This window comes from Cupriavidus sp. BIC8F (assembly GCF_032465815.1).
GTDB classification, from domain to species: domain Bacteria; phylum Pseudomonadota; class Gammaproteobacteria; order Burkholderiales; family Burkholderiaceae; genus Cupriavidus; species Cupriavidus necator.
In genome coordinates this window covers 406,082-428,941 of sequence record NZ_CP136095.1, presented here as the reverse complement: position 1 = coordinate 428,941, position 22,860 = coordinate 406,082, and the positions used below count along the sequence as shown (strand labels likewise).

22 protein-coding genes are annotated in these 22,860 nt (G+C 61.7%); 15 read left to right on the top strand and 7 right to left on the bottom strand.

What is annotated here, in order from left to right; all coding sequences use genetic code 11:
* Nucleotides 1-27 precede the first annotated feature (27 nt).
* Nucleotides 28-402: a cation efflux protein, CzcI family gene (czcI, locus tag RS901_RS22155; RefSeq protein WP_316155907.1), complete on the bottom strand. Its 375-nt coding sequence runs from the start codon at nt 400-402 to the stop codon at nt 28-30.
* 286 nt (nt 403-688) lie between these two features.
* Between czcI and RS901_RS22150 the strand changes: the two genes are divergently transcribed.
* Complete coding sequence (locus tag RS901_RS22150) at nt 689-1,033, top strand: hypothetical protein (protein ID WP_316155905.1); 345 nt, start codon at nt 689-691, stop codon at nt 1,031-1,033.
* A gap of 52 nt (nt 1,034-1,085) precedes the next feature.
* Here the strand turns inward: RS901_RS22150 and RS901_RS22145 are convergent, their stop codons facing one another.
* The 4 genes from RS901_RS22145 to RS901_RS22130 are packed head-to-tail and all read right to left on the bottom strand — an operon-like array spanning nt 1,086 to nt 4,338.
* Complete coding sequence (locus tag RS901_RS22145; protein ID WP_013953980.1) at nt 1,086-1,292, bottom strand: zf-HC2 domain-containing protein; 207 nt, start codon at nt 1,290-1,292, stop codon at nt 1,086-1,088.
* 41 nt (nt 1,293-1,333) lie between these two features.
* Nucleotides 1,334-1,927, bottom strand: a complete 594-nt coding sequence (locus tag RS901_RS22140) for a sigma-70 family RNA polymerase sigma factor (RefSeq protein WP_316155900.1) — start codon at nt 1,925-1,927, stop codon at nt 1,334-1,336.
* A 59-nt stretch (nt 1,928-1,986) separates the two neighbouring features.
* Nucleotides 1,987-3,609, bottom strand: coding sequence for an ATP-binding protein (locus RS901_RS22135; RefSeq protein WP_316155898.1), 1,623 nt, complete (start codon nt 3,607-3,609; stop codon nt 1,987-1,989).
* 51 nt (nt 3,610-3,660) lie between these two features.
* Nucleotides 3,661-4,338, bottom strand: a complete 678-nt coding sequence (locus tag RS901_RS22130; protein WP_316155896.1) for an esterase — start codon at nt 4,336-4,338, stop codon at nt 3,661-3,663.
* Nucleotides 4,339-4,815: 477 nt separating this feature from the next.
* Here RS901_RS22130 and RS901_RS22125 point away from each other — a divergent pair, with 477 nt between their 5' ends.
* The 8 genes from RS901_RS22125 to RS901_RS22090 all read left to right on the top strand — a co-directional run bounded on the left by RS901_RS22125 (nt 4,816) and on the right by RS901_RS22090 (nt 13,905).
* Entirely contained in the window at nt 4,816-5,895 is a 1,080-nt protein-coding gene (locus RS901_RS22125) for an AraC family transcriptional regulator (protein WP_316155894.1), read from the top strand.
* A 308-nt stretch (nt 5,896-6,203) separates the two neighbouring features.
* Nucleotides 6,204-6,992: an SDR family oxidoreductase gene (locus RS901_RS22120; protein WP_316155892.1), complete on the top strand. Its 789-nt coding sequence runs from the start codon at nt 6,204-6,206 to the stop codon at nt 6,990-6,992.
* A gap of 80 nt (nt 6,993-7,072) precedes the next feature.
* Nucleotides 7,073-8,362 (top strand): styrene monooxygenase/indole monooxygenase family protein, encoded by a 1,290-nt coding sequence (locus RS901_RS22115; protein ID WP_316155891.1) that lies wholly within the window; start codon nt 7,073-7,075, stop codon nt 8,360-8,362.
* A gap of 76 nt (nt 8,363-8,438) precedes the next feature.
* Nucleotides 8,439-8,963 (top strand): flavin reductase family protein, encoded by a 525-nt coding sequence (locus RS901_RS22110; RefSeq protein ID WP_316155889.1) that lies wholly within the window; start codon nt 8,439-8,441, stop codon nt 8,961-8,963.
* 98 nt (nt 8,964-9,061) lie between these two features.
* Nucleotides 9,062-10,660: an NAD(P)/FAD-dependent oxidoreductase gene (locus RS901_RS22105; protein ID WP_316155887.1), complete on the top strand. Its 1,599-nt coding sequence runs from the start codon at nt 9,062-9,064 to the stop codon at nt 10,658-10,660.
* Nucleotides 10,661-10,687: 27 nt separating this feature from the next.
* Nucleotides 10,688-11,467: a cyclase family protein gene (locus RS901_RS22100; RefSeq protein ID WP_316155884.1), complete on the top strand. Its 780-nt coding sequence runs from the start codon at nt 10,688-10,690 to the stop codon at nt 11,465-11,467.
* 43 nt (nt 11,468-11,510) lie between these two features.
* Entirely contained in the window at nt 11,511-12,455 is a 945-nt protein-coding gene (locus RS901_RS22095; protein ID WP_316155883.1) for a SphA family protein, read from the top strand.
* A gap of 214 nt (nt 12,456-12,669) precedes the next feature.
* Nucleotides 12,670-13,905, top strand: coding sequence for an adenylate/guanylate cyclase domain-containing protein (locus RS901_RS22090; protein ID WP_316155881.1), 1,236 nt, complete (start codon nt 12,670-12,672; stop codon nt 13,903-13,905).
* A 498-nt stretch (nt 13,906-14,403) separates the two neighbouring features.
* Here the strand turns inward: RS901_RS22090 and RS901_RS22085 are convergent, their stop codons facing one another.
* Nucleotides 14,404-15,321 (bottom strand): LysR substrate-binding domain-containing protein, encoded by a 918-nt coding sequence (locus RS901_RS22085; protein ID WP_316155879.1) that lies wholly within the window; start codon nt 15,319-15,321, stop codon nt 14,404-14,406.
* A gap of 150 nt (nt 15,322-15,471) precedes the next feature.
* On the opposite strand from RS901_RS22085, the gene RS901_RS22080 reads away from it, so the two are divergent.
* Both RS901_RS22080 and RS901_RS22075 read left to right on the top strand, forming a co-directional pair.
* On the top strand, nt 15,472-16,314 hold the full coding sequence (locus tag RS901_RS22080; RefSeq protein WP_316155876.1) for a class II aldolase/adducin family protein: 843 nt from the start codon (nt 15,472-15,474) through the stop codon (nt 16,312-16,314).
* A 123-nt stretch (nt 16,315-16,437) separates the two neighbouring features.
* Nucleotides 16,438-17,757: an MFS transporter gene (locus tag RS901_RS22075; protein ID WP_316155874.1), complete on the top strand. Its 1,320-nt coding sequence runs from the start codon at nt 16,438-16,440 to the stop codon at nt 17,755-17,757.
* A 17-nt stretch (nt 17,758-17,774) separates the two neighbouring features.
* On the opposite strand, the gene RS901_RS22070 is transcribed toward RS901_RS22075, so the two are convergent.
* Nucleotides 17,775-18,458, bottom strand: a complete 684-nt coding sequence (locus tag RS901_RS22070; protein WP_316155872.1) for a GntR family transcriptional regulator — start codon at nt 18,456-18,458, stop codon at nt 17,775-17,777.
* Between the two features lie 177 nt (nt 18,459-18,635).
* Here RS901_RS22070 and ilvC point away from each other — a divergent pair, with 177 nt between their 5' ends.
* The 4 genes from ilvC (at nt 18,636) to RS901_RS22050 (ending at nt 22,792) form a co-directional block, all read left to right on the top strand.
* A complete protein-coding gene (gene ilvC, locus RS901_RS22065; RefSeq protein ID WP_316155870.1) occupies nt 18,636-19,652 on the top strand; it encodes a ketol-acid reductoisomerase in 1,017 nt (338 codons plus the stop codon).
* A gap of 126 nt (nt 19,653-19,778) precedes the next feature.
* Nucleotides 19,779-21,335: a Rieske 2Fe-2S domain-containing protein gene (locus RS901_RS22060; RefSeq protein ID WP_316155869.1), complete on the top strand. Its 1,557-nt coding sequence runs from the start codon at nt 19,779-19,781 to the stop codon at nt 21,333-21,335.
* Nucleotides 21,336-21,408: 73 nt separating this feature from the next.
* Nucleotides 21,409-22,401, top strand: a complete 993-nt coding sequence (locus tag RS901_RS22055) for a PDR/VanB family oxidoreductase (RefSeq protein ID WP_316155868.1) — start codon at nt 21,409-21,411, stop codon at nt 22,399-22,401.
* A 22-nt stretch (nt 22,402-22,423) separates the two neighbouring features.
* A complete protein-coding gene (locus RS901_RS22050) occupies nt 22,424-22,792 on the top strand; it encodes a hypothetical protein (RefSeq protein ID WP_316155866.1) in 369 nt (122 codons plus the stop codon).
* Nucleotides 22,793-22,860 lie beyond the last annotated feature (68 nt).

Below are 22,860 nucleotides of genomic sequence, written 5' to 3'. Positions count from 1 at the left end.
CAGGAAATGGAAGCGTCGTCTCGCCGGCTAGGCAAGACGCGACCACTGCGGACGGTCGGGCGCCCGCGCACTGTGCGAAGAGAAGCTGGGCTGCGGCGCCGGTGGCGCCAGTTCCACCCGGCGCATGGCGTGTACGTCGGGCGCGTCGGCCCGTGCAAACGGCAGCGAAGCGATATGGCACACGCCGCAGTCTGGATCGGGCAGGCCGAGCTTGGCCTTGTCCTGCGCCTTCTGCGCGGGCTGGTCCTGCTTGCCGCTGTCGGCCTTGTGCTGGTGCTCATGGTGCCCGAAATGGGCCTTGGCCGGAGCCGCCACCTCATGCCGGCAATACGCGGCGGCTCCCGCCCAGGCGAACTGGAGCGGCAGGACGAGCGCAAGAAGGATGAGGATGAGCCGTTGCATAAGGGAAGTGGCAGCTGCCCTGGCCGCCTGGCATCAGGCGACGGGGGGATTGCAGCGAGCCGCAAGTTTAACCGAGCCGCGCCGGGCATTCCGGCGACGGGGTCATTACATTTGCGTCATGCCACGGGTCGTTTCCGCCCTCGCCTGTTAATTCAATTTTTTTGAATAACTTGTCCGGCAACTGACCTGCTTCCGTATCGATGGCGCTCCTATAGTTCTGTACATGAACGGCACGCACACAACGCAAAGCCTTCTGACAAATTCAACGACCTCAAGGAGAACCATCATGACCAAGACCACCCGCCTCGCTACCGCCCTGCTCCTGTCGCTGGCCGCCCTGGGCGCCGCGCAAGCCGCCACCGCCGCCGAACAAGTTCCCGGCGACAAGTACGGCTACAGCTTCCGCAGCACTGTTCCGGGCGACAAGTATGGTTATGAGTTCCGCAGCCATGATGTGTTCACGGAAGGCGCCCGCGTCGGCAAGGCCGATCCGTTTGTAGACGGCGCCCGCACGCTGGCCGGGCTGGAGCGCAGCGGCGTGTCGGCATCGCCGTCGCGCAGTTTCGACACCTTTACCGAAGGCAGCCGCGCCGGCGGCTTCGACCCCTACGGGGAAGGCGCGCGCGCCTGAGCGATTCCGGCACCCAGCCAGCAAGAAGGCCAGCGCAAGCGCTGGCCTTTTGTCATTCGTCGCGCCCCAGCCTGTGCATGGCCTCGCGCAGGGTCCGCATCTGGGCGCTGAAGCTGGTGCAGGCGTCGCAGATCGCCAGGTGGGCGCGCATGCGCAGCCGCTCGCCCCATGACAGCGGCCGGTCCAGGCCCTTCATGGTGAGATGGTGGACTTCTTCGCAGTTCGGCAGCAGGCGGCGGGAGGGGCGGGAATCTGGCATGTTGCTCAGTGGCTTATCCGTTGCATGGGCGGGGGCCGGGCTCAACCGGCCTTGCCGGGCCGGCCGCGCTGGCCGAACCAGTGCAGTTCCAGGCATTCGCGCAGGCGCATGCGGGCGCGGTACAGCATCGCCCAGGCATTGGTCGCGCTGATCTGCAAATGCTGACAGATTTCTTCGGTGTCCAGCTCCAGCCACTCGCGCATCATGAAGATCCGGCCGGTGCGCTCCGGCAGGCGGTCCACGCAAAGCTGCAGGATCTCGAAAAACTCGCGGCGCTCAAAGGCGCGTTCCGGGTTGCCCCAGTCGGACGGCGGGTCCTGGTAGTGGCCGTTGCGCGTGAACAGCGCGTCGAAGGCGTCGTCGTCGGATTGCGGCTGGCCCTCGGCATCGGTGGCCAGCGCCAGCCTGACCTCACGCTTGCCGCTGCGCAGGGTGTCGATGATCTTGTGCTTGAGGATGCCAACCAGGTAGGTGCGCAGCGTTGACTGGCCGGCGAAGCGCTCAGGGTGCTCCAGCGCCGCCAGCAGCGTTTCCGAGACGGCATCCTCGGCCACTGCCTCATCGCGCAGCTGCAGGCGGGCAAAGCGCAGCAGGTAGGGGCGCATGGCCTGGAGTTCGGCGGGATCGAGGCTCATCGGGGATTGGGGGCGCGGTTGCCTGGACAGATGGCCCATGATACCCGCGCACCGGCGCCTTACCCTATCCCGCGGAACTGCCCGCACAGCCGGAACACGTCTTCCGACAGCGGAATTCCCTTGGCCTTGCCGTAGCGGGTCGCCAGCTTCAGCAGCTCCTTGATGTCGCGCCCGCTCGCCTTGGGGTAGGCGGCGGTCAGCGCATCGACCAGCCCGTCGCCCAGGTCCGCGCCGAACTGCGCGGCCTGCAGGCGCCACAGGCGCATGGCGTCTTCCTTGCACGGCGTCTCGTAATGGATGGTGGCGATGCAGCGCGACAGGATGGCATCGTCGACGTCGCCGATGCGGTTGGTGGTCATGAACAGCAGGCCGTTGAAGTACTCCAGCGTGCGCAGGAATTCCGCGACGATGGCGTTGTGCTCCAGGTCGTTGTCGCGGCAGCGGATATAGACGTCGGCCTCGTCCAGCAGCAAGATTGCGTTCCAGCGCATGGCCCGGCGCAGGATCGTCATCAGCGTGGCACCGACCGACGCGGCCGTGGTGCCCAGCTGCCCGGAGTGCACGCGGTAGAGCGGTTTGCCCACCACCTCGGCGTAGATCTCCGCGGTCAGCGTCTTGCCCAGGCCTGGGGCGCCCTGGCACAGGATGGTGGTGCCGCCGGACTTGCCGGGCACGAAGTCTGGCACCAGCATGTCCATGTGCGAGGTCAGGATATCGATCAGGTCGCGGTGATGCGCGGGCAGGACCAGCTTGTCGCGCAGGGCCGGCTGGTAGCGATACTCGGTCAGGTGCTGCACATGCACCCAGATATTGCGATGCCACTCCAGGTGGAACAGGTGCACGTAGCCATGCAGCGGCACGCGCTCAAAGCCCTCCATGACCCCGGCATCGCGCCAGAACGCCGGGTCGCAGGTCATCTCGAAGCGGCGCTCCAGCCGTTCCTCATCATTCACGCAGCGCGCGCCCGCGGCGTCGGCAATCGGCGTCAGCTCGGCGGGTCCCTTGGCATCGAGCGAGAACGCCGCGCGGGTGGCGACAAACTGTGCGCCGAAGCGGCGCTGGTAGCGCACGAAGCGCTGCGCCTGCTGCTCGTATTCGTGCCGGAATTCCGCGCACTCCTTGTAGAAGCCGAACTCGGCCAGCAACTCCGGGATGGTGCGGTTAGCGATGTCGTCGCGGGTGATCACCATCGACGTGGTCATGCCGGAGCGGCGCAGGTGGTGGTCGGTCAGCGTGGAGTTGGCCGACTGCATGGTGTTGGCCAGCATGTCCACCACCACATAAGGCATCCCCTGCTCGGGCGACACATAGCGCATCCGGCGCACCAGCCACGGCAGCAGCACGCCGTCGCGGCTGCGCTGGTACAGCCAGCCATCGATGGCATCGCGCGACAGGTAGGCGGCCAGCCCCGCCACCAGCTGGTCCAGCCCCGGAATCACGCGCGCCTGCGGCGCGTTGTAGACATTGTCCAGCGCCAGCATCTGGAACATCAGCGCGCGCTCGTTCTGCGTCTTGCTCAGCGTGTAGAGCGAGCCCAGCGACTGCGCATCGAACAGCTTGCTCGACACCAGCATATTGCCGTGGCAGACGCCGTGTTCCTGCAGCTGCCGCGCCAGCGGCGACCCGGTTTCGATCATCGCCAGCAGGGGATGGATCAGCGCCTCCGGAATCTCGAAATCCATGTACCGCACTCCCGTTGAATGGCGTGGCCGCGCCGGCCAGCGGCCGGGGTTTCACTGCAGGAAGAAGTCGATCGCGCGCTCGACCACGGGCGGATGGATGACATGCAGGCCATCGAACTCGACGTACTGCACGTCGTAGCCCGCGGCCCTCAGCCTGGCCGCATGGGCGCGGCCGCTAGTGGCAACCGGCAGTTGCTCGTCGGCCAGCCCGTGCGCGACAAACACCCTGGGAGCGCCCTCCTGCATGAACACCGACATGAAGCCGCCGGAGAACGCAATCACATGGCTGGCAATGTCGCCGTTGGTGATGCCGACCGACAGCGCGTAGCTGGCCCCGTCCGAGAAGCCGGCAAAGGCAAGCCGGCCCGGGTCGACCCGATAGCGCGATGTCACCGCGGTCAGCGCCTGGTGCAGCCGCTCCAGGTCGGGACCGTTGCCGCCGATCACGATGTCCCAGGTCGGGTAGAGCGAATGCGGCGCCAGTACCAGGAACTTGTGGCGCTGCGCATGCGGCTCGATATGCGGCAGCACCTTTTCCGGAAACCCGCCCGCGCCGTGGAACATCACCAGCAGCGGCACCGGCCCGCTGTCCGGCAGGCCGTCCGGAACGAACAGCACGGCATCGCGCTCCGCGGCCACGCCCAGCGGGCTACGCCCGGGTGGCAGCGGGCCGTCGACGGGATCCGCGTGGGTGAATGACAGGCGACCGAACAGCGAGGGATCGAGCATGGCGGCAGGAGGCGTTACGCATACTTAATATATTGTATATCACATATCTAAATATGGACCACGAACTCCGAAGACCGACGGCGCACTCCCTCCTCCGCAAGCAAGCCAGCACCCGTCCTATTCCTGGTTCTCCAGCAGCGAGGAATGCCGCCCAATATCCCCGTCCTCGCGCAGGATGTCCTGCATCAGGTCCGCCAGCGGCATCTGCCCCCTGCGCCTCCCGTCGAGGCGCCGACCGGATTACCCGCGTCGAATCGAGGAGCATATTTCCATAATCATATTTTTATGCCTAAACTATATGGACAAGAAGAGAGCGTGGCGACGATCACGCAGAGATTCCCTGGCGGTCGGCCAACAGGGCAGCCCGGCCGCCTTGTTGGCGCGCGCAGGAAGTTTAGGTATAAAGTAACTGATTGCGCGGGCTTCCTTCGCTTCGCAGGCGAGCCAGGCACGCTGCAATCCTGCAGGAGTGAGACGATGCAGACCGCCCCCCAGTCACCCGCCGACATACCGTCTTCTCCGGCGCGTGACCACAACTGCGCGCCGCAAGGCATGCTGGCGAACTACCCCTCATTCCGCTCCGAGGATGTGAAGGAGGCCCAGGGCAAGATCGCTTCGGTATTTTGCCCGCATGAACTGCGAGTGGTCGGTGCACTGCAGCAATTGCACGTCCAGCACAATCTGGTACGACTGCATGAGACCGCACTCAACTTCCTTGCCTATGGCGCCCATGTAGAGATCGACCCTGGCTGCCTAGAGCACTTCTATCTCGCCCAGATCCCGGTTGCGGGCCATGCCGAAATCAAGTGTGGCTCGCAGGAGATACTTTCCGACGTCCGCACCGCCAGCCTGCTGAGTCCAGACACCCCAACCCGAATGCAATGGCATGAGGATTGTGCGCAAGTCTTACTCTGGATCCAGAAGGAAGCCATCGAGCAACGTTTCGCATTGCTGACCGGGCGCGATCCCAGCGGGCCCCTTTCATTCGATCCGGCGCTGCCCCAGCACGCTGGACTTTCGAGTCCATGGAGCCAGTCCGTACTCGACCTTACCAGGAATATCGACCAGCACGGCACCAACTGGCTCCAGTTTCCGGCCGCGGTGGCGTCGATGGAGGACTACCTGCTGCGGACGCTGCTGCTGCTTCAACCGCACACCCACACCTATCTCCTTGCGCGCAGCGCCGAGCCCGCCAGGCCACGTCATATGCAGCGGGTGATAGATTATGTCCGCGCGAATGCCGACACACCGCTGACCGTCGCCGACCTGGCGCAAGTCGCCTGCGTGAGTATCCGGGCGCTGGAGGAAGGCTTTCGCCGCCATCTCAATACGACGCCGTTAGCCTATCTGCGGGATGCCAGACTGGACTGCGTCCGACAAGCGTTGCTTGCTGCCGCCGGAGCCGAGCAGGCCTCCATCACGGATATTGCATATCGCTTTGGCTTTACGCATCTCGGCCGGTTTGCGGCCTACTACAAGAAGCGCTTCGGCGTTTCTCCGTCGGCGACCCTGCGCAGGGGTGCAGCGGAGCGCCACGTCAGCGATGCCGGGCGTTGAAAATCCGCGGGCTCTCTAGACCTCGCAATACCCCTGCGGCATCGACCCGTTTCACTGCCTTGCAGTGGTTGATACAACAACGCCAGCCCGCGCTCGCGGGTGAACGGATACCTGCACGCCGCCGGGCCATCCGGCAACGCTGCCGCCCCACCCTTTCCTGACTCCACCGCCTCCTTTTCCCGGTCCGCCAGCGACGGCTCGTTATCTGGATATTGGCCGGCGAATTGTGGATAGCAGCGTCATCACCGCTACACCAAACTACGTTGCACATGGCTACATGCGAGCCAATACAACAAGTGGAGACGGACATGCAAGGAATCGAAGGCAAGACGGCGATCGTCACCGGTGGCGCAACGATGATTGGCGAGGCAGTGGTATCGGCCCTGGTCTCGGCTGGCGCCAACGTCGTTGTCGTCGACATCGACCAGCAAGGCGGTCGCAATGTTGCCGAGCGGCATCCGGAGCGCTGCCGCTATGTGGCCGTGGACGTGACCAGCGATGCCGACATCGCTGCCTGTATCGCCGACACCATGGAGACCTTCCGTGGCATCGACCTGCTCGTCAACTGCGCCTGCACCTACGTGGATAACGGTGCCGAATCCACGCGCGAGCAGTGGCTGGAGTCCTACAACGTCAATGTCGTCGGCGCGGCGATGATGCTGAAGGCGTGCGTGCCGGAGATGAAAAAGCGCGGCGGCGGAGCGGTCGTCAACTTTGCCTCGATCTCCGCGGGCGTGGCGCAGTCGGGGCGCTGGCTGTACCCGATTACCAAGGCAGCGATGCAGCAATTCACACGTAGCGCCGCATTGGATCTAGCCCCGGACAACATTCGAGTCAACTCCGTCTCGCCGGGCTGGACGTGGTCCTCCGTCATCAGCGCGCTGAGCGGCGGCGACAAGGCGAAAGCCGACGGTATCGCCGCAGATTTCCACCCACTCGGCCGGCTCGGCAAGCCAGAAGAAGTCGCGCAAGTGGTTCGCTTCCTCCTGTCAGATGCTTCCGCGTTTGTTACCGGCGCCGACTATGCATGTGACGGCGGATACGGCGCCCTCGGCCCCGAGGGTCGGCAAGCAGCCATCAACCGGCTGACGGCATAAACCGGCCGGTGATTCCGGGCGACCTCGGTTCGCCCGGCACTAAGTGAATTGCACAAAAGACAATCCCACAGGAGAGACACATGATCCCCCATTCCATCGACAAGATCACGCCGCGCAAGATTGCGATTGTTGGCGCGGGTCAGGCAGGACTATTGCTCGGGTGCGGCCTGCTGGATCAAGGCTATGAGGTCACGCTAGTGACAAACCGCACCGCTGACGAGGTATGGAGCGGCAAAGTGATGTCGTCCCAGTGCATCTTCGACCAAGCACTCCAGATCGAGCGCAATTTCCGGATGAATCAATGGGAAAGGCAGTGCCCCACGGTGGACGGCATCGGCCTGACCATCCCTACCGACGACGGCAAGGGCGAAGTTGCCATCCACTGGCGCGCCCGCCTGAATGCCTACGCCCAGTCTGTTGATCAACGTGTAAAGATGCCCGGCTGGATGGCGGAGTTCGAAAGCCGTGGCGGCATTCTGCGTATCGAAAATGTCGAGATTCCCCAGCTTGAAGCCTTGGCCGGAAGTCATGATCTTGTTCTCCTGGCCGGTGGCAAGGGAGAGATCGTCAATCTGCTGACACGCAATGATGCACGCTCGCCTGTTCGTCATCCCCAACGCCAGTTGGCACTGGCTTACGTGACGGGCATGCAGCGCAGTGGTCCCTTTGAGTGCGTCAACTTTAATCTGATTCCCGGCATCGGCGAGTACTTTGTCTTCCCGGCCCTTACCACCCAGGGCAGTTGCGAAACTCAAGCCTGCGACATCATGGTCTTCGAAGCCATTCCTGGCGGCCCGATGGACCGCTGGGCAGACGTCAAGTCCGCCGACCAGCATCTGGATGTCTGCCTGGGCATCCTGCGCGACTACCTGCCGTGGGAAAGCGAGCGCTGTGCCAATGTACAACTCACCGATGCCAATGGGATCCTGAGCGGACGCGTCACCCCGACCGTGCGCAACCCTACCCTTTCCCTGCCTTCCGGCCGGCTTGTAATGGGGCTCGGCGACGCGGTCATGGTCAACGACCCGATCACCGGCCAGGGCTCGAACAATGCCACCAAGGGCGCCCTGCACTATTTCGAGGCCATCCTGCGCCATGGGGACAAACCCTTCGATAAGGCATGGATGCAGCAGACCTTCGACGGCCTTTACGAAGGCTATGCCGAACCGGTCATCCGTTGGACAAATTCCCTGCTTTTCCCGCCGCCGGACCACATCGTCAAACTGCTGGCCACAGCGCAGCACGCGCCGCGCATCGCCCAGCGCATCGCCAACGGATTCAACGATCCGCGTGACTATGGCAGCTACTGGTTCAACGAGGAAGCCACCGAGGCCTGGATCGCTGAAGAGTCGCAATCCAAGGCCGCCTGAGGCAAAAAAAGTCACCCACACGAAAGCAAGCAGTCTGCTCACCGTGCAACGGTTGAGCAGGCGACAGGAGACAACCATGACCGACGTTCGCGAATTTCGGAATGCCCTCGGCCGCTTTGCCACGGGTGTAGCCATCGTCACGACCCGCACCCCCGATGGTGAACCGTGGGGCGTGACTGTTAATAGTTTCAGCTCCGTATCGCTGGAGCCGCGCCTGGTGCTTTGGAGCCTGGCGAAGAAGTCCTACAGCCTCGGTGCATTCCAGAACACCGGAAGTTTCGTGATTCATATTCTGGCATCCAACCAGGAAGACGTGTCCAACCGCTTCGCACGCGGGGCGGAAGGCAAGTTTTCGGGCGTCCCCTGCACGGATGGCATCGATGGCTCGCCTGTCCTGTCAGGTTGCGCAGCGGTATTCCAATGCCGCAACACGCATCAGTATGACGGCGGCGATCACATCATCTTCCTGGGCGAGGTCCAGCATTTTGACACATCGGATCGGGAATCCCTGCTCTTCTACAAGGGAAACTACACGCGTACCGCTAACGCTCTTACCGAGCTGTCAGAGCTGATCCGCACCGAATACATCGCCGCGACCTGATTCCGGTACCGCACACGGCAATCCGTCTGAAGGAAGCTGGCCCACGCCGCGACCGAACGTATTTGCCCACCTCTTATCCTTGCCCCCGGGATAGTCCAATGAGTACGTATGACGCCGTCATTGTCGGCAGTGGTATCAATTCGCTCGTCTGCGCTGCCGTTCTAGCCAGACGCGGCAAGCGTGTCTGCGTGCTGGAACGCAATGGCACGCTGGGCGGATGCATTCGCACAGAGACCCTGAATGCACCGGGCTATCTCCACGACACGTTGTCCACGGCACATCCGCTGTTTGTCACGTCGCCGGGCTACGCGGAGCTGAAGGATGAACTTCATCAGGCAGGGCTCAGCTACCGCAATAACAGTACGCCCACTGGCGTACTGTTGCCCGATAACCGTTCGCTGATTCTGAGCACGTCCTGTGAGCGCAATGTCAGCACTTTCAATACACTGGCAAGCGGCGACGGTGATGCCTTTCAGGCCGCCATGCAAGAGGTCGAGCAAAACTCCGGCCTGGTGTTCTCGCTGCTTGGCAACGAACTGTGGAGTGCCGGTGTTGCAAAGACCGTGGCCGGCCGCCTGTGGAAACAAGGCGTGCATGACACCGTCGCCTTCTTTTCCCCTGCCCTGATGAGTTGCCGCAGCTGGCTGGAGACCCGGGTCAAATCCGACCTGGTCCAGGCGCTGCTCGCGCCTTGGGTACTGCATACAGGCCTTGGCCCGGAAAGCGCCATGTCTGCATTGATGGGAAAGGTCGTCGCCTTCACGCTGGAGGCGGTTGGCCTGCCTATCGTCCAAGGAGGCAATGCCCGTACTGTCGACGCCTTCCGCAGGATCATCGAGAGCCGGGGTGGTGCTTTCCACGTTAATGCCGACGTCGAGGACATCCTGGTCGAGAGCGGTTCGGCGCGCGGCGTAAGGACGCGGGACAACCGCGTATTCATGGGCAAGGAGATCATCTGCAACGTCACGCCAGGCCAGCTTTACGGAAAGCTACTGGCCGCCAAGCACGTTCCCCCTGGCCTACGTCAGCAGGCAGCCGAGTACCGCTACGGCAAGGGGAACATGCAGATCCATTTGGCGCTGTCCGCCCCTCCGGACTGGCCCCAAGAACGTCTGCGCGACGTCATCTACCTGCACCTTACCTCGGGTCTGGACGGTGTCTCCAGGGCAGTCAGCGAAGCAGAGCGAGGCCTGCTTCCAGCCGAAGGCACGATTTGCGTTGCCCAGCCTTGCGCTGTCGACCCTTCCAGAAGCCCGGCCGGAGGCTGGGTGCTCTGGATTCAGGTTCCGGAGTGTCCGCGTCAAGTCAAAGGCGATGCTCTTGGAGAGATCGCTGTTCCCGCGGATGGTCGCTGGACCGCCGAACTCCGTGAGCGCTACGCCGACCGGATTATCGACCGCATTGCTCGCCAGGTTCCAAATCTCAAGGCGAGCGTCGTCGGGCGTACGGTCCTCTCCCCGGCGGATCTTGAGTCGATGAACGTCAACCTCGTCGGCGGCGATCCCTATTCCGGCGAATGCAGCATCGACCAGTTCATGTTCTGGCGTCCGGTCCCTGGCGTCAAGGATCACGCTACCCCGGTTAAACATCTGCACCACATCGGCGCCTCGACCCATCCAGGCCCCGGTCTTGGCGGTACCTCCGGTTACCACGTCGCAAATGCGCTCGCAAAGAGACGGTCGAAATCTAACTCATAAGTGAAGCAACCACAGGAGACAACAACCATGAGCACCAGCCTCGCCCACTTTGCAGCAGACCTGCTATCCGGCCGCATCCGCGTGGTGGACCTGACGCAGACCCTGAGCTCTGAATTTCCGACCATCTCGTTGCCTCCGGAGATGGGCCAGACCTGGCCCTTCCGGCAAGAAACCATCTCGCGCTACGACGATCGCGGACCGAACTGGTACTGGAATAACTTCTCCTGCGGCGAACATACCGGGACCCACTTCGACGCACCAGTCCATTGGATCTCTGGTAAGGACTTGCCGGACAATACGACCGACACCATCCCTGCCGAAAAATTCTTCGCCACCGCCTGCGTCATCGACTGCTCGAAGGAGGCCGCGGAAGACCCGGACTACTTGCTCACTGTCGACGCCGTCAAAGCCTGGGAAGCACGGCATGGCCGCATCCCTGCGCGCTCCTGGGTCCTGATGCGCACCGACTGGTCCAAGCGCAATAGTCCCGAGGCGTACCTGAATGCGCGTGACGACGGCATGCACACGCCTGGCCCTGACCTGGGCGTCGTCCAGTGGATGATTGAAGAGCGCGATGTCCATGGATTTGGCGTCGAAGCAATTGGCACGGACGCGGGCCAGTCCTATGGCTGGGAGTTCCCTTTCCCGTGCCATTACCTCATGCACGGCAACAACCGCTACGGTCTGCAATGCCTGACCAATCTCGACCAACTCCCGCCGCAGGGTGCATTGATTGTCGCTGCCCCGCTGAAGATCAAGGACGGTTCCGGCAGCCCGCTTCGCGTCCTGGCTCTTATTCCCGGCTGATATTCCGCTAACCCGCCCATCACCACAAAAGGAGGAGAACGAAGTGAAGAAACGAGCAATCTCGGCCATGCTGGCCGGTTCGCTTGCGCTAGTCGGCAATCAGGCTCTCGCAAAGGAGGGCGCAGACCAGTATCCCAATGGAGCTGAAAGCTGGATGTCGGGAGCTTTGCCCCCGCCCGGCACCTATTTCCTCAACTACACCGGCTATTACGGCGGTAAGCTCAAAGACGGCAACGGCGACAACGCAAACATCGCCGGCAATCCTGCAAAGGTTGACGCCTGGTTCGACGCGTTGCGGGTGGTAAAGGTCACCAACATCACGCTTCTTGGCGCGAGCTGGGGCATGCAGGCCATCGTTCCGCTCGTCTACCAGTCCATGAATTTGCCCCAGATGGGCGGCCGTCGCAACGCCACCGGCCTGGGTGACATCACGATCGACCCGATAGTGCTCGGCTGGCATGGCGCGAACTGGCATGTCACGACGGGTCTGGACATCTACGTGCCCACGGGCCGCTACGACCGGAATGATCCCAGGGCCAGCATCGGCGCGAACTACTGGGCCTTCGAGCCAGTTGCGGCATTCACCTGGCTGAACCAGAGTGGCTGGGAAATCTCTGCCAAGTTCATGTACAACATTAAGGGGAAGAACAAGGACTCCAACTTCGGCGGCATGACAGGAAGCTACCAGTCCGGACAGGAATTGCACGTCGATTACGCCCTGGGCAAGCACATCGGCCCGTGGACTATCGGCTTGAGCGGGTACTACCTGAAACAGGTCACGGACGACAAGTTCAACGGCGCCGTGGTGCCAGAAGTGCCTGGCGTGTGGAGCCGTGGCCGTCGCGGCGAGGTGCTGGCTATCGGCCCCAGCGTCTCCTACACCAACGCCAAGGGAACTAGTTTCATCACCCAATGGCAGCATGAAGCGTATGCCAGGAACCGGTTTGGCGGCGACAAGTTCTGGGTCAAGGTGGTCACCGCATTCTGACGGAATGGGCCCGCGCGGCCCTGTGCTGTGCTTCTGTAGCCATGCGAGAAGGCGGCGCTGATTTTTCGCCTCGGTGCGAACGGCAACGTGGCCTGCCGGTCAGGGCGTGCCGCGCCGTTGCAGATATGCTCCAATAGCAAAAGCCCTGCCGTCGAAAGCCAGCCCGTTAGGCTGACTCCTGTATGAATTTACGGCGGAGCGGAAGAGGTGAAGCATGGCCCTTATTAGCCGCCAGCTGTTCTCGGCCAGCCCGCAAATTCGGGTGCGAGATGTAACGCTTTCCGCACAAGACGACTTCCAAACCCAGCGAGCCAAGCTAGCAAGCATCATGCTGGACGCAATGTACCAGTTTGTCGGCCTGCTAGACGTCGACGGCAAGATGCTCGAGATCAATCGCGCAGCGCTCGAGGGAATCGGCATTCAAATGGATGACATTCGCGGAATGCCATTCTGGGAGGCAAGATGGTGGGTCATCTCTCCGGAGACCCAGCGCGTCTTGCAACAGCTGATCCGGCGCGCAAGCCAAGGCGAGTTCGTCCGCGGTGACTTTGAGGTATACGGCCAAAAGATGGGCGAGGAGACGATCATTGTCGACTTCTCGCTAGTGCCTATTAGAGACTCAGATGGCAAGGTGGTGTTCCTGCTGCCTGAAGGGCGCAACATCACGGAAAAGAAACGCACCGAGGCAGCGCTTGCGCGAAAGAACGAAGAGCTTCAAGCCAGCTGGGATCTGATCTGCCGTCAGCGCGATGAACTTCAGAGTCTTTACGATCGACTCATGGTCGAGCAAAAGCTTTCAGAGCGGCTGCTTTTGAACCTGCTGCCCTCTCCGATAGCTGAACGACTAAAGGCACGTCCGGAAGTCGTAGCCAACAGCATTCCTGAAGTCATAGCCGACAGCTTCCCGGAAGTGACGGTCTTGTTTGCGGACATCGTGGCATTCACCCGTTTCTCGGTGGGCATGAGCGCCGAGCGCCTGGTCGCAGTGCTCAATGAGATCTTCACCGAATTCGACACAATCGCGGATCGCCGCGGACTTGAGAAGATCAAGACGATCGGGGACGCTTACATGGCAGCAGCTGGGCTACCGGAACCGGTTTCTGACCATGCTGTCCGAGCTGCCGACATGGCACTGGACATGATAGACGCGCTCAGACTGTTCAATCGACGCACCGGCTATAACCTCCGGATGCGAATTGGCATCAATAGTGGATCGGTCGTGGCCGGCGTTATCGGTAAGCGCAAGTTCATTTACGACTTATGGGGCGATGCCGTCAACACTGCTAGTCGGATGGAGTCCCATAGTTTGGCTGGACGGATTCAAGTTACCGACGCAACTCGCAATCGATTGGGAGAATCCTTTCAGTTCGAAGAACGCGGCATCATCGTGGCAAAGGGGGTCGGTGCAGTGCATACCTGGTTCCTGACTGGCCGCCGCGAGGCGCTATAGCGATAGTTGTTTACATCAGCTCCTTCAGCCTCACTCGTTTGCTGTGGTGGACTCCTCGGCCTTCAGCCATGCACCGGCAAAGGCATGCCCATGCGTGAACACGACGATTGGATGCTGCCCAGCCTGCTCCAGGGCGGCGCAGAACAATAGTGTTAAGTCCAGGCATGTCGCCAAGCCTGACTCAGCGAATGTCCGAGGTCCAATGAGTCGTGCAAATTAACTTCTGACTAAATTTCTCGCAAGTCCTTGATTTTTCGTCGTCGTCGGCAGGATCCCACTACCAAAGTTCTTACGAGAAGTGCACTCGCTGGAAATTAACTTCTTACACACATTCCGGTTTTTTTTGAGTAACAGCCGGCTCCGCCGCGCGCGGACAGACCGGCAGCCAGGAACGGCCTTTTGGCGCGACGAAACGAATGGCCGTTCTCGATCTACTTTCTGGCGAATCGGCCGGGTAGCGCTTCATGGCACCCTTCGATGGCCTTCACGAGGAACGCGCTACGCATGATCTTGCACGCCAAGCTGTTCGAGCAGCCATTGGACGAATGCGCCGACCTTGTGCAAATGCGCTTCGTTCTGCCGGTAAGAAAGGAAATGGGTCTCACGCGCAATGTGCGCGAACTCTTCCTCTCCCAGTGCAATCAGGTCTCCCTTTGACAGCTCCCTCTCCGCAAGCCGGATGCTTTCCAAGGCGATGCCCATGCCATCGACCGCTGCTGAGATGGCAAGCGCCCCCCGGTCGAATGACGCCCGCGGTCGCGTCGGGCAGATCATGCCGTTTGCACCAAACCAGTCTGCCCACGTCACCCGGCTCAGTTGCGAATCAATCAGTGGAAGCTTCTCCATCTGAGTGTGCAAGGGCTCGTTTGCATCGATCAGCGAAGGCGAACATAGCGGGAGGATGCGCTCCATTCCCAAGGGACGAACGATCAGTCCCGCGCGGGAATGCGCCGAACCGTAGGTAATGGCAACGTCCACTTCGCGTGCGTGCGTCAGGTCGATGGCTTCGGCCCCCGACGACAGCCGGATCGTGATGTCGCCATGCGTCTGCATGAACTGCGGCAACCGAGGGCCGAGCCATTTCACGGCAAAACTGGGGGCGCAATAGACCGCAAGCACTTGCGACTGAGGCGCGAGCGCGACCTCATTGCAGGCGGCCTCGATCACATCGAAAACACGCGACAGGCTTTCCTGCAGGCGCTTGCCTTCCGGTGTCAGCTCAACGCGCCGCGTGCGCCGGTCAAAAAGCCTTCGCCCAAAGTACTCCTCCAACTCCTTGACCTGGTGGCTGATCGCCGATTGCGTCAGGTGAAGCTCCTTGGCGGCGAGCGTGAAGCTCTCTAGGCGCGCTGCAGCCTCGAAGGCGCGAAGCAGCACAAAGTTTGGAACACGTCTCATGGCAGAGCTTTTATACATGAATGTGGTTCATGCTTTCATGAACACCCATCGTTTGTCAACCGACTCCCCGGCGGCGACTATGAAGGCGTAGCGCAGCCTTCCGCAAACATGCAAGGCGCGTCCTGCGAACACCAACCAGTTCCTACACATTTCTACCGAGGAGTCGACATGGCAGCAGTAATTGAGCGCGCCCCGCAGGTCTTCAACGACAAGGAGCGCACCTCCATCTACCAACCGGAACAGATGGGGCTGATCTATCCGTCCGTTCCGAAATTCGCCACGCCTGCCGAAGAGCGCCAGCATCGCAAGGAGCGCCTGGTCGCGGCCTGCCGCGCATTTGCGCTGGAAGGTTTCGACTACGGCTTCGCCGGCCACCTGACGGTGCGCGACCCTGAGCACCCGGAGTTGTACTGGACCAACCCGATGGCGGTTCACTTTGCACAGGTGAATATCTCGAACCTCATCTGTGCCGACCACGAGGGCCGTGTGGTGGAAGGCGACTACGCCATCAATCGCGCCGGCTTTGTGCTGCACGCCGCGGTGCACGAAATGCACCAGGACATCGTTGCCATGTGCCACGCGCACACCGAGTACGGCACGGCGTTTGCCTCGCTGGGCAAGGGACTGGACCCGATCACGCAGGATGCAGCGGCCTTCTACGAAGATCACGTAGTGATTGGCGACGAGGCCGGCAAGGTAGCCGTGGAAGTGAAAGGCGGCCACAAGGTGGCCAATGCATTCAAGGGCGTCAAGGCGGCCATTCACCAGAATCACGGCCTGCTTACGGCGAGCCGCCACAGCATTGAAGCGGCGGCCTTCTGGTTCATCGCCCTTGAACGTTGCTGCAAGCAGCAACTGGTGATCGAGGCGACGGGCATTACGCCCCGCCTGGTAACGCCCGAGCGCGCCCGCTACAGCCGCGAGCACGTCGGCAGCGACTACATTGGCTGGCTGCATTTCCAGCCGATCTGGGACCACCTGCGCGCGACCCAGCCAGACATGTTCGATTAAGCACCGGCATCGCACGCCGAGGCCGCACTGACGCGGCCTCGGCAACAGGCCCCAACCCACCGTGGCGCAATGCCAGGGCCGGCCTCGCTCCAGATCGATAAATACAGCCCCAAGGAGACAACCATGCAAACCACAACCAGCGTGGCGACGCCTTACGTCGCCACCGAATCGGCTACCTATGCAAAGGTCATGTGGCGGCTATTGCCGTTTCTGTTCCTCTGCTATATGTGCGCATACCTCGACCGCATCAATGTCGGCTACGCCAAGCTGCAGATGATGCAGGACCTTGGCCTGAGCGATGCGATTTATGGGCTTGGCGCGGGCATCTTTTTTGTCGGCTACCTTTTGTTCGAAGTGCCCAGCAACCTGATCCTGCTGCGCGTGGGTGCGCGACGCTGGATCGCACGCATCATGGTAACCTGGGGGCTGATCTCCGCGGCCATGATGTTTGTGAAAAGCCCCACAAGCTTTTACATCATGCGCTTCCTGCTAGGGGTGGCCGAAGCGGGCTTTATCCCGGCGATTCTGCTTTACCTCACCTACTGGTTTCCGGCATCGCGCCGAAGCAAGGTCACCGCGCTGTTTCTGACCGGCATTCCGATGTCCGGCGTCATCGGCGGCCCGCTGTCTGGCTGGATTATGAGCGCCATGCACGGCTCGCACGGCATGGCCGGATGGCAATGGCTTTTCTTGCTGGAGGGTATTCCCACGGTACTCGTCGGCGTCATTGCCTACTTCTACCTGGATGACAAGGTCGCGGATGCCAAGTGGCTGAGTGCGTCCCAGCGGACCATGATCGAGACGAATCTGGCCGCGGAAAGCAAGGGGCACGCGCTGCATTCGGTACGCGATGGGCTGACCAATCCCCGCATCCTGCTGCTCAGCCTGATTTACTTCTTCTTCACCATGGGGCTATACGGGGTGAGCTTCTGGCTGCCAACCATCGTCAAGGCCAGCGGTGTCTCGGACCCTCTCGACATCGGCCTCCTGTCCGCGATCCCCTACGCCGCCGCCACGGCTTCGATGATTCTCGTCGGCCAAAGCTCGGATACCCGCGGCGAACGGCGCTGGCACCTGGCCGTGCCTGGCGTGGTGGGTGCGCTCGGCCTGTGCATCAGCGTGGCATACGCAAATAACACCGCCGTGGCAATGCTGGCACTGACGATCGGCACGATGGGGATCATGACCACCATCTCGCAGTTCTGGACGCTGCCCCCGGCCATCCTCGGTGGCGCGGCCGCTGCGGCGGGTATCGCGCTGGCGAATTCCGTGGGCAGCATCTCCGGGGTCATCAGCCCGTACCTTATCGGCTGGGTGCAAACGAACACCGGCACGACGGGCAACGGCGTGCTGGTACTGGCTGGAAGCCTGGTGATTGGCGGCCTGCTGGTGTTCACAGTACCCGCGCGTCTGGTCAATATCGACAGGCCGGACAACCGGTAACGCTGGCGCCAACCTGACTATGCCGTCTGGCGCGTGTCGCCCAAATACTCGTCCAGGCGGCTGGTCAGATTTTCCCTGGCGCGGGTCGTATGCAGATCAGTGAGCTCCGCGGCGCGCGCGGCGTCCCCAGCGGCAATGGCTTCGGCGATCGCTTCGTGTTCGTCCCAGATCGTCTTGCGTTGCTGCGCCGAGGATTGCAAGACAGCACCCATGGCCCGACGCAGATGTACCCAGTAATTCTGCGCGCTCTGTTCCAGGAACGGGTTGCCCGCGGCGCGATAGATGGCGTGATGGAATTCCATGTCCGCGTCGATCATGGCTTTCACGTCCTTACCCTGCGTCGCGCGGCGCCCATTCGCAATGATCTTCGGATCGAGCTTGTAGTGCCGTTTCGCGGCGAGCCGGGCAGCCAGCGCATCCAGCGAACCACGGATTTCATAGAGGTGGCCGATCGAGACCGCGTCCAGCGGCGTGACAAGTACACCGCGCCCAGGCGCGTCCTGCACGAAACCATCCTTCTTGAGGATCCTCAGCGCCTGGATGACCGGGGAACGCGACACCTGCATCTGCTCGGCGATTTCCTCCTGCGTGAGGCGGGTTCCGGGGGCCAGCGTGCCATCGCTGATGGCATCAAGAAGCATCTTGTACACCTCATCCACGAAGTCGGGACGGGATTGAATCTTTGGAAAAGTGGTTGCCATGGCACTGCCCTTTGCACTCTGTATTCAGTTCATTTTGATTTAACGGCGCTCTCCATGCAATGCCATCGTGCCGGCTTCCAACAACCTCCTTGACTTTGCGAAGCCTTGGCACCAACAATCTGAACTCTGAATACAGAGTTCAGACTCAAAAGTATAGTAATCGACAGGAACAGACCCATGAAAGTTTTCTACGACAAAGATGCTGATATGTCACTTCTGCGCGACCAACAGGTCGCCGTGATCGGATATGGCTCCCAGGGCCATGCCCATGCCCTGAACCTGAAGGACAGCGGCATCAACGTTGTGGTCGGGCTGCGCGAGGGAGGCGAGTCCTGGCGAAAGGCTGCCTCTGCAGGCCTGCAAGTTGCCACGATGGCAAAAGCGGCCGCCGCCGCTGACCTTGTCATTCTTCTCATTCCCGACGAGACCATTGGCAAGGTCTATCGGGAGGTCATCGAACCGGCCATGCGCCCAGGCGCCACGCTGGCATTCGCGCACGGCTTCAACATCCACTATGGGCAGGTGATACCGCGCACGGACCTGGATGTCGTCATGATCGCGCCCAAGGCGCCGGGTCACACGGTACGCGCGACGTACGCGGAAGGCGGCGGCGTCCCAGGACTGATCGCCGTCGCGCAAGACCGCTCCGGTCGCGCACGGGATATCGCTCTGGCCTATGCCACGGCCATCGGCTGCGGCCGTTCCGGCGTGATCGAAACCAACTTCCGGGAGGAGACCGAGACCGATCTCTTCGGTGAACAGGCGGTGTTATGCGGCGGAACGGTGGAGCTGATCAAGGCCGGATTCGATACGCTCGTGGAAGCAGGTTACGCCCCGGAGATGGCCTACTTCGAGTGCCTGCACGAACTGAAACTGATCGTCGACCTGATCTACGAGGGTGGCATCGGCACGATGAACTACGGCATTTCCAACAACGCCGAGTTTGGTGAATACCTGACCGGCCCGCGCATCGTCACCGATGACACCCGTGCCGCCATGAAGGCCGTGCTCGCATCCATTCAAACGGGCGAGTACGCGAAATCGTTCATCCTCGAGAGCCAGGCCGGAGGCCCGACACTGCAATCCCGCCGGCGGCTGACGGCAGCGCATCCGATCGAGGTCGTTGGGGAAAAGCTGCGCGAGATGATGCCGTGGATTCGCAAGTCTGCCCTGGTCGACAAAGCCAGGAACTGATCACTCGGTAAGGCCCCGGTTTCACGTATACCCCAACTTACAGGGCGAAATCGCGCAACTAAACTCTGTATACAGAGTTCAGAACTCAGTAGTCAAAGATAGTCCGATACCCACAGGAGACTTACCATGGCCACCACACCTTTCGACAAGCATGACGCCGGCAAGACCACCGGAGGCAATGCCGCCAACACCCCCGTCGTCAAGAAGTTGATCCCCTTCGGCGGCTACTACACCAACCGTGTGCCCGACCACGATCCGGAACTGACCGAGACCGGTCCCGGTACGCCGATGGGCGAATACATGCGCCGCTTCTGGCATCCGGTCTGCATGTCGATGGAGCTGACCGATACGCCGCGCTTCCTGAAGATCCTCAATGAGGAACTGGTTGCATTCCGCGACGGCAGCGGCCGCGTGGGCGTGCTGCACGCGCATTGCTGCCACCGCGGCGCGTCGCTTGAATATGGCGCGATCCAGGAACGCGGCCTCAAGTGCTGCTACCACGGCATGGTGTTCGATGTCGACGGTGCCTGCCTGCATGTGCCCTTCCCCGAAGGCGAGGAGAAAGAAGCGGAGAAATACGCCTGCTCGATCCGCCAGGGCGCATACAAGGCCATCGAGCGCAACGGGCTGGTGTTCGCTTACATGGGGCCGCCCGAGGAAGAGCCACCGTTCCCGGAGTGGGAGCAGGACTTCACGGTGCTGCCGACGGATGAGCTGGTGGCCTACAGCAACTTCCAGCACTGCAACTGGCTCCAGGTGCAGGACAACGCCGCTGACAACTTCCACCCCACCGCGCTGCATGCCGCGAAAAACGTGGTGGGTGGCAAGTTCCAGAGCACGACCTTCGACGAGGTCGGCGCCGCATCGATGGAAGTCGCGCCCGACATGCAGTTCATTCCCGTCCACGGCGGCCGCGGCCTGGCCTGCGCCGGCGCGCGCCGCGTGGACAAGGACAAGATGTTCCTGCGCATCCAGCACCAGGTGCTGCCCAATCTCAGCCTGCACGCGTACACGTCGGAGGACGGCTCGCAGAAGAAACTGTTCAGCCGGTTTCACATCATTCGCTGGACGGTGCCCGTCGACGACGAAAACAGCAAGATGATCGGCTGGCGTGTGATGGGACCGGGCATCGATACGCGCGGCGTGGGCGACAAGCGCCTGGTCGGCTACGAGAGCATCGACTTTCTCGACGGCCAGGTCGCGATGCGCCGCCCTGAACGCTTCGGCAAGTACACGCTCGAGGACATGCCGCCGATTCCGTCGAACCACCGTGAACGCGAGAACTACAAGAACGCGCAGTACGCACCGGGCGACTATGAAGCCATCATCAGCCAGCGTCCGATCGCGGTGCATTCCCTGGAAAATCCGACAAAGTTCGACGCCGGTCTGTTTGCCTTCCGCAAGATGTTGCGCGATGCCGTGCGCGGCAACAATGCCGCCGCCGCAGCCCAGGGCTTCGCGGAATGGCTGCGAGAGGTCAACGGCGCCCCGAACAGCTACTGCTCGGGCAACGTCTTCGCGCTGCCTCAGGCCGACACGATGGAGCAGGAGGTCGCCAACCGACGCCTGCTGGCGCGCAAGGCGGTCACCATCCTGACCGAGGCCGACAGTCTCAAAGGCGAGGCTCGCGCGGCGTTCGTCAAGGCGAAGTTCGATGAACTGGAACAAAGCCTCAAGGCTTGAACGAGCCGTTGATTGAAATCGCCGGGCGGCACTGAACCGCCCGGCAGGTGTACCTGGAGACTTGAGGTTCCATATGAACGCCCCCACCCATGAGCGCGAAGCGCTGACCCACCTTGAACTGGTCCTGCGGCAGGTTCGCATGGAAGCCGCCGGAATCAATTCCTTCGAATTCGTCGATCCCGACGGAAGCGAGCTGCCCGCCTTCACTCCCGGCGCCCACATCGATGTTCACATCGCCCCAGGTGTCATCCGGCAATACTCGCTGTGCAACAGTCCGGAAGAACGCCATCGCTATGTCGTGGCTGTCCTGCGGGACGAGTCAGGACGCGGCGGATCCCGGGGGATGCACGAATCCCTGCGTGTTCCCAACCGGGTCAGGGTGAGCGTGCCTCGCAACAATTTCCCGCTCGCCGAAGGCGCAAGGAAGGTCATCCTGATTGCAGGCGGCATCGGTGTCACGCCGCTCAAAGCCATGGTTCACCAGCTTGAAGCGGAGCGCAGGGATTATGCGTTGCACTATTGCGCCAAAGGCCCCGAGTACGCAGCCTTCGAAGCCGAGCTGCGGGGCATGGCGAGGACCGGCACGGTCCAATGCCACTTTGACGGCGGCAATCCCAAGAACGGCCTGGATATTGCAAAGCTGCTCGAACACCCCGAGCCCGATACCCATATCTACTATTGCGGGCCCGGCGGCTTTATGGAGGCCTGCAAGCAGGCTGCAGCGCACTGGCCACCGGGATCGGTGCACTGCGAACACTTCAAGGCCCCGGTGCAAAAGGCGTCCGGTGAAGGCAGTCAGTCCACGGAAGGCTATGCAGTCGAACTGGCCCGCTCAGGCCTGCTGCTGACCGTCGCACCCAACCAGAACCTGGCCGAAGTTCTGCAGCAAGCCGGCGCGCCCGTTGAGACTTCGTGCCAATCCGGTCTGTGCGGTACGTGCAAGGTCCGGCACCTTTCAGGTGAAGTCGACCACCAGGACTTCATCTTGGATGATGGGGAGCGAGAAAGCTTCATGACGCCATGTGTGTCACGTGGTTGTGGTGGCACCCTCGTCCTGGATCTGTAGTCCTGTTCGACGGAACTCGACCATGCAAAGCGACAGCAGCACTTTCGCGCTCGTTCTTCTCTTCTGTGCTTTGGCTTCCGGGGCCGCAGCCGTAGTCGACCCCGCATGGGGACGTGCCGGCTATTCGTTGCAGGACATCATTGAACGCGCGGTCGATAAGCGTTCCCAACACTGTGGCGCCGAGCGTTGCGCTCGGCTGGCGTTGCTCAAAGTTGCACTGCAGTCTACTGAATGCAAGCCAATCGCGCCTGCCATCGTCCTGTCAAGCTCACTGTTGGTCTCTTGGAAGGGAACGCGCATCGTCGAATGCACTGACCGACTTTCGCCTTCGTGCCTTGCGCCGGTTCCGTCTCTTGGTAAGGACTTAATTCGCTTGCAAGAACTTAATTAGCTTGCAAGGACTTAATTAGCGCGGCCCAAACGACCTGCCCATCTCCTATACTCCGCATGACACATTTC

What these genes read in the sequence shown, in the direction of transcription:
- czcI (WP_316155907.1), bottom strand. Translation starts at nt 402, where the DNA reads ATGCAACGGCTCATCCTCATCCTTCTTGCGCTCGTCCTGCCGCTCCAG.
- RS901_RS22150 (WP_316155905.1), top strand. Translation starts at nt 689, where the DNA reads ATGACCAAGACCACCCGCCTCGCTACCGCCCTGCTCCTGTCGCTGGCC.
- RS901_RS22145 (WP_013953980.1), bottom strand. Translation starts at nt 1,292, where the DNA reads ATGCCAGATTCCCGCCCCTCCCGCCGCCTGCTGCCGAACTGCGAAGAA.
- RS901_RS22140 (WP_316155900.1), bottom strand. Translation starts at nt 1,927, where the DNA reads ATGAGCCTCGATCCCGCCGAACTCCAGGCCATGCGCCCCTACCTGCTG.
- RS901_RS22135 (WP_316155898.1), bottom strand. Translation starts at nt 3,609, where the DNA reads ATGGATTTCGAGATTCCGGAGGCGCTGATCCATCCCCTGCTGGCGATG.
- RS901_RS22130 (WP_316155896.1), bottom strand. Translation starts at nt 4,338, where the DNA reads ATGCTCGATCCCTCGCTGTTCGGTCGCCTGTCATTCACCCACGCGGAT.
- RS901_RS22125 (WP_316155894.1), top strand. Translation starts at nt 4,816, where the DNA reads ATGCAGACCGCCCCCCAGTCACCCGCCGACATACCGTCTTCTCCGGCG.
- RS901_RS22120 (WP_316155892.1), top strand. Translation starts at nt 6,204, where the DNA reads ATGCAAGGAATCGAAGGCAAGACGGCGATCGTCACCGGTGGCGCAACG.
- RS901_RS22115 (WP_316155891.1), top strand. Translation starts at nt 7,073, where the DNA reads ATGATCCCCCATTCCATCGACAAGATCACGCCGCGCAAGATTGCGATT.
- RS901_RS22110 (WP_316155889.1), top strand. Translation starts at nt 8,439, where the DNA reads ATGACCGACGTTCGCGAATTTCGGAATGCCCTCGGCCGCTTTGCCACG.
- RS901_RS22105 (WP_316155887.1), top strand. Translation starts at nt 9,062, where the DNA reads ATGAGTACGTATGACGCCGTCATTGTCGGCAGTGGTATCAATTCGCTC.
- RS901_RS22100 (WP_316155884.1), top strand. Translation starts at nt 10,688, where the DNA reads ATGAGCACCAGCCTCGCCCACTTTGCAGCAGACCTGCTATCCGGCCGC.
- RS901_RS22090 (WP_316155881.1), top strand. Translation starts at nt 12,670, where the DNA reads ATGGCCCTTATTAGCCGCCAGCTGTTCTCGGCCAGCCCGCAAATTCGG.
- RS901_RS22085 (WP_316155879.1), bottom strand. Translation starts at nt 15,321, where the DNA reads ATGTATAAAAGCTCTGCCATGAGACGTGTTCCAAACTTTGTGCTGCTT.
- RS901_RS22080 (WP_316155876.1), top strand. Translation starts at nt 15,472, where the DNA reads ATGGCAGCAGTAATTGAGCGCGCCCCGCAGGTCTTCAACGACAAGGAG.
- RS901_RS22075 (WP_316155874.1), top strand. Translation starts at nt 16,438, where the DNA reads ATGCAAACCACAACCAGCGTGGCGACGCCTTACGTCGCCACCGAATCG.
- RS901_RS22070 (WP_316155872.1), bottom strand. Translation starts at nt 18,458, where the DNA reads ATGGCAACCACTTTTCCAAAGATTCAATCCCGTCCCGACTTCGTGGAT.
- ilvC (WP_316155870.1), top strand. Translation starts at nt 18,636, where the DNA reads ATGAAAGTTTTCTACGACAAAGATGCTGATATGTCACTTCTGCGCGAC.
- RS901_RS22060 (WP_316155869.1), top strand. Translation starts at nt 19,779, where the DNA reads ATGGCCACCACACCTTTCGACAAGCATGACGCCGGCAAGACCACCGGA.
- RS901_RS22055 (WP_316155868.1), top strand. Translation starts at nt 21,409, where the DNA reads ATGAACGCCCCCACCCATGAGCGCGAAGCGCTGACCCACCTTGAACTG.
- RS901_RS22050 (WP_316155866.1), top strand. Translation starts at nt 22,424, where the DNA reads ATGCAAAGCGACAGCAGCACTTTCGCGCTCGTTCTTCTCTTCTGTGCT.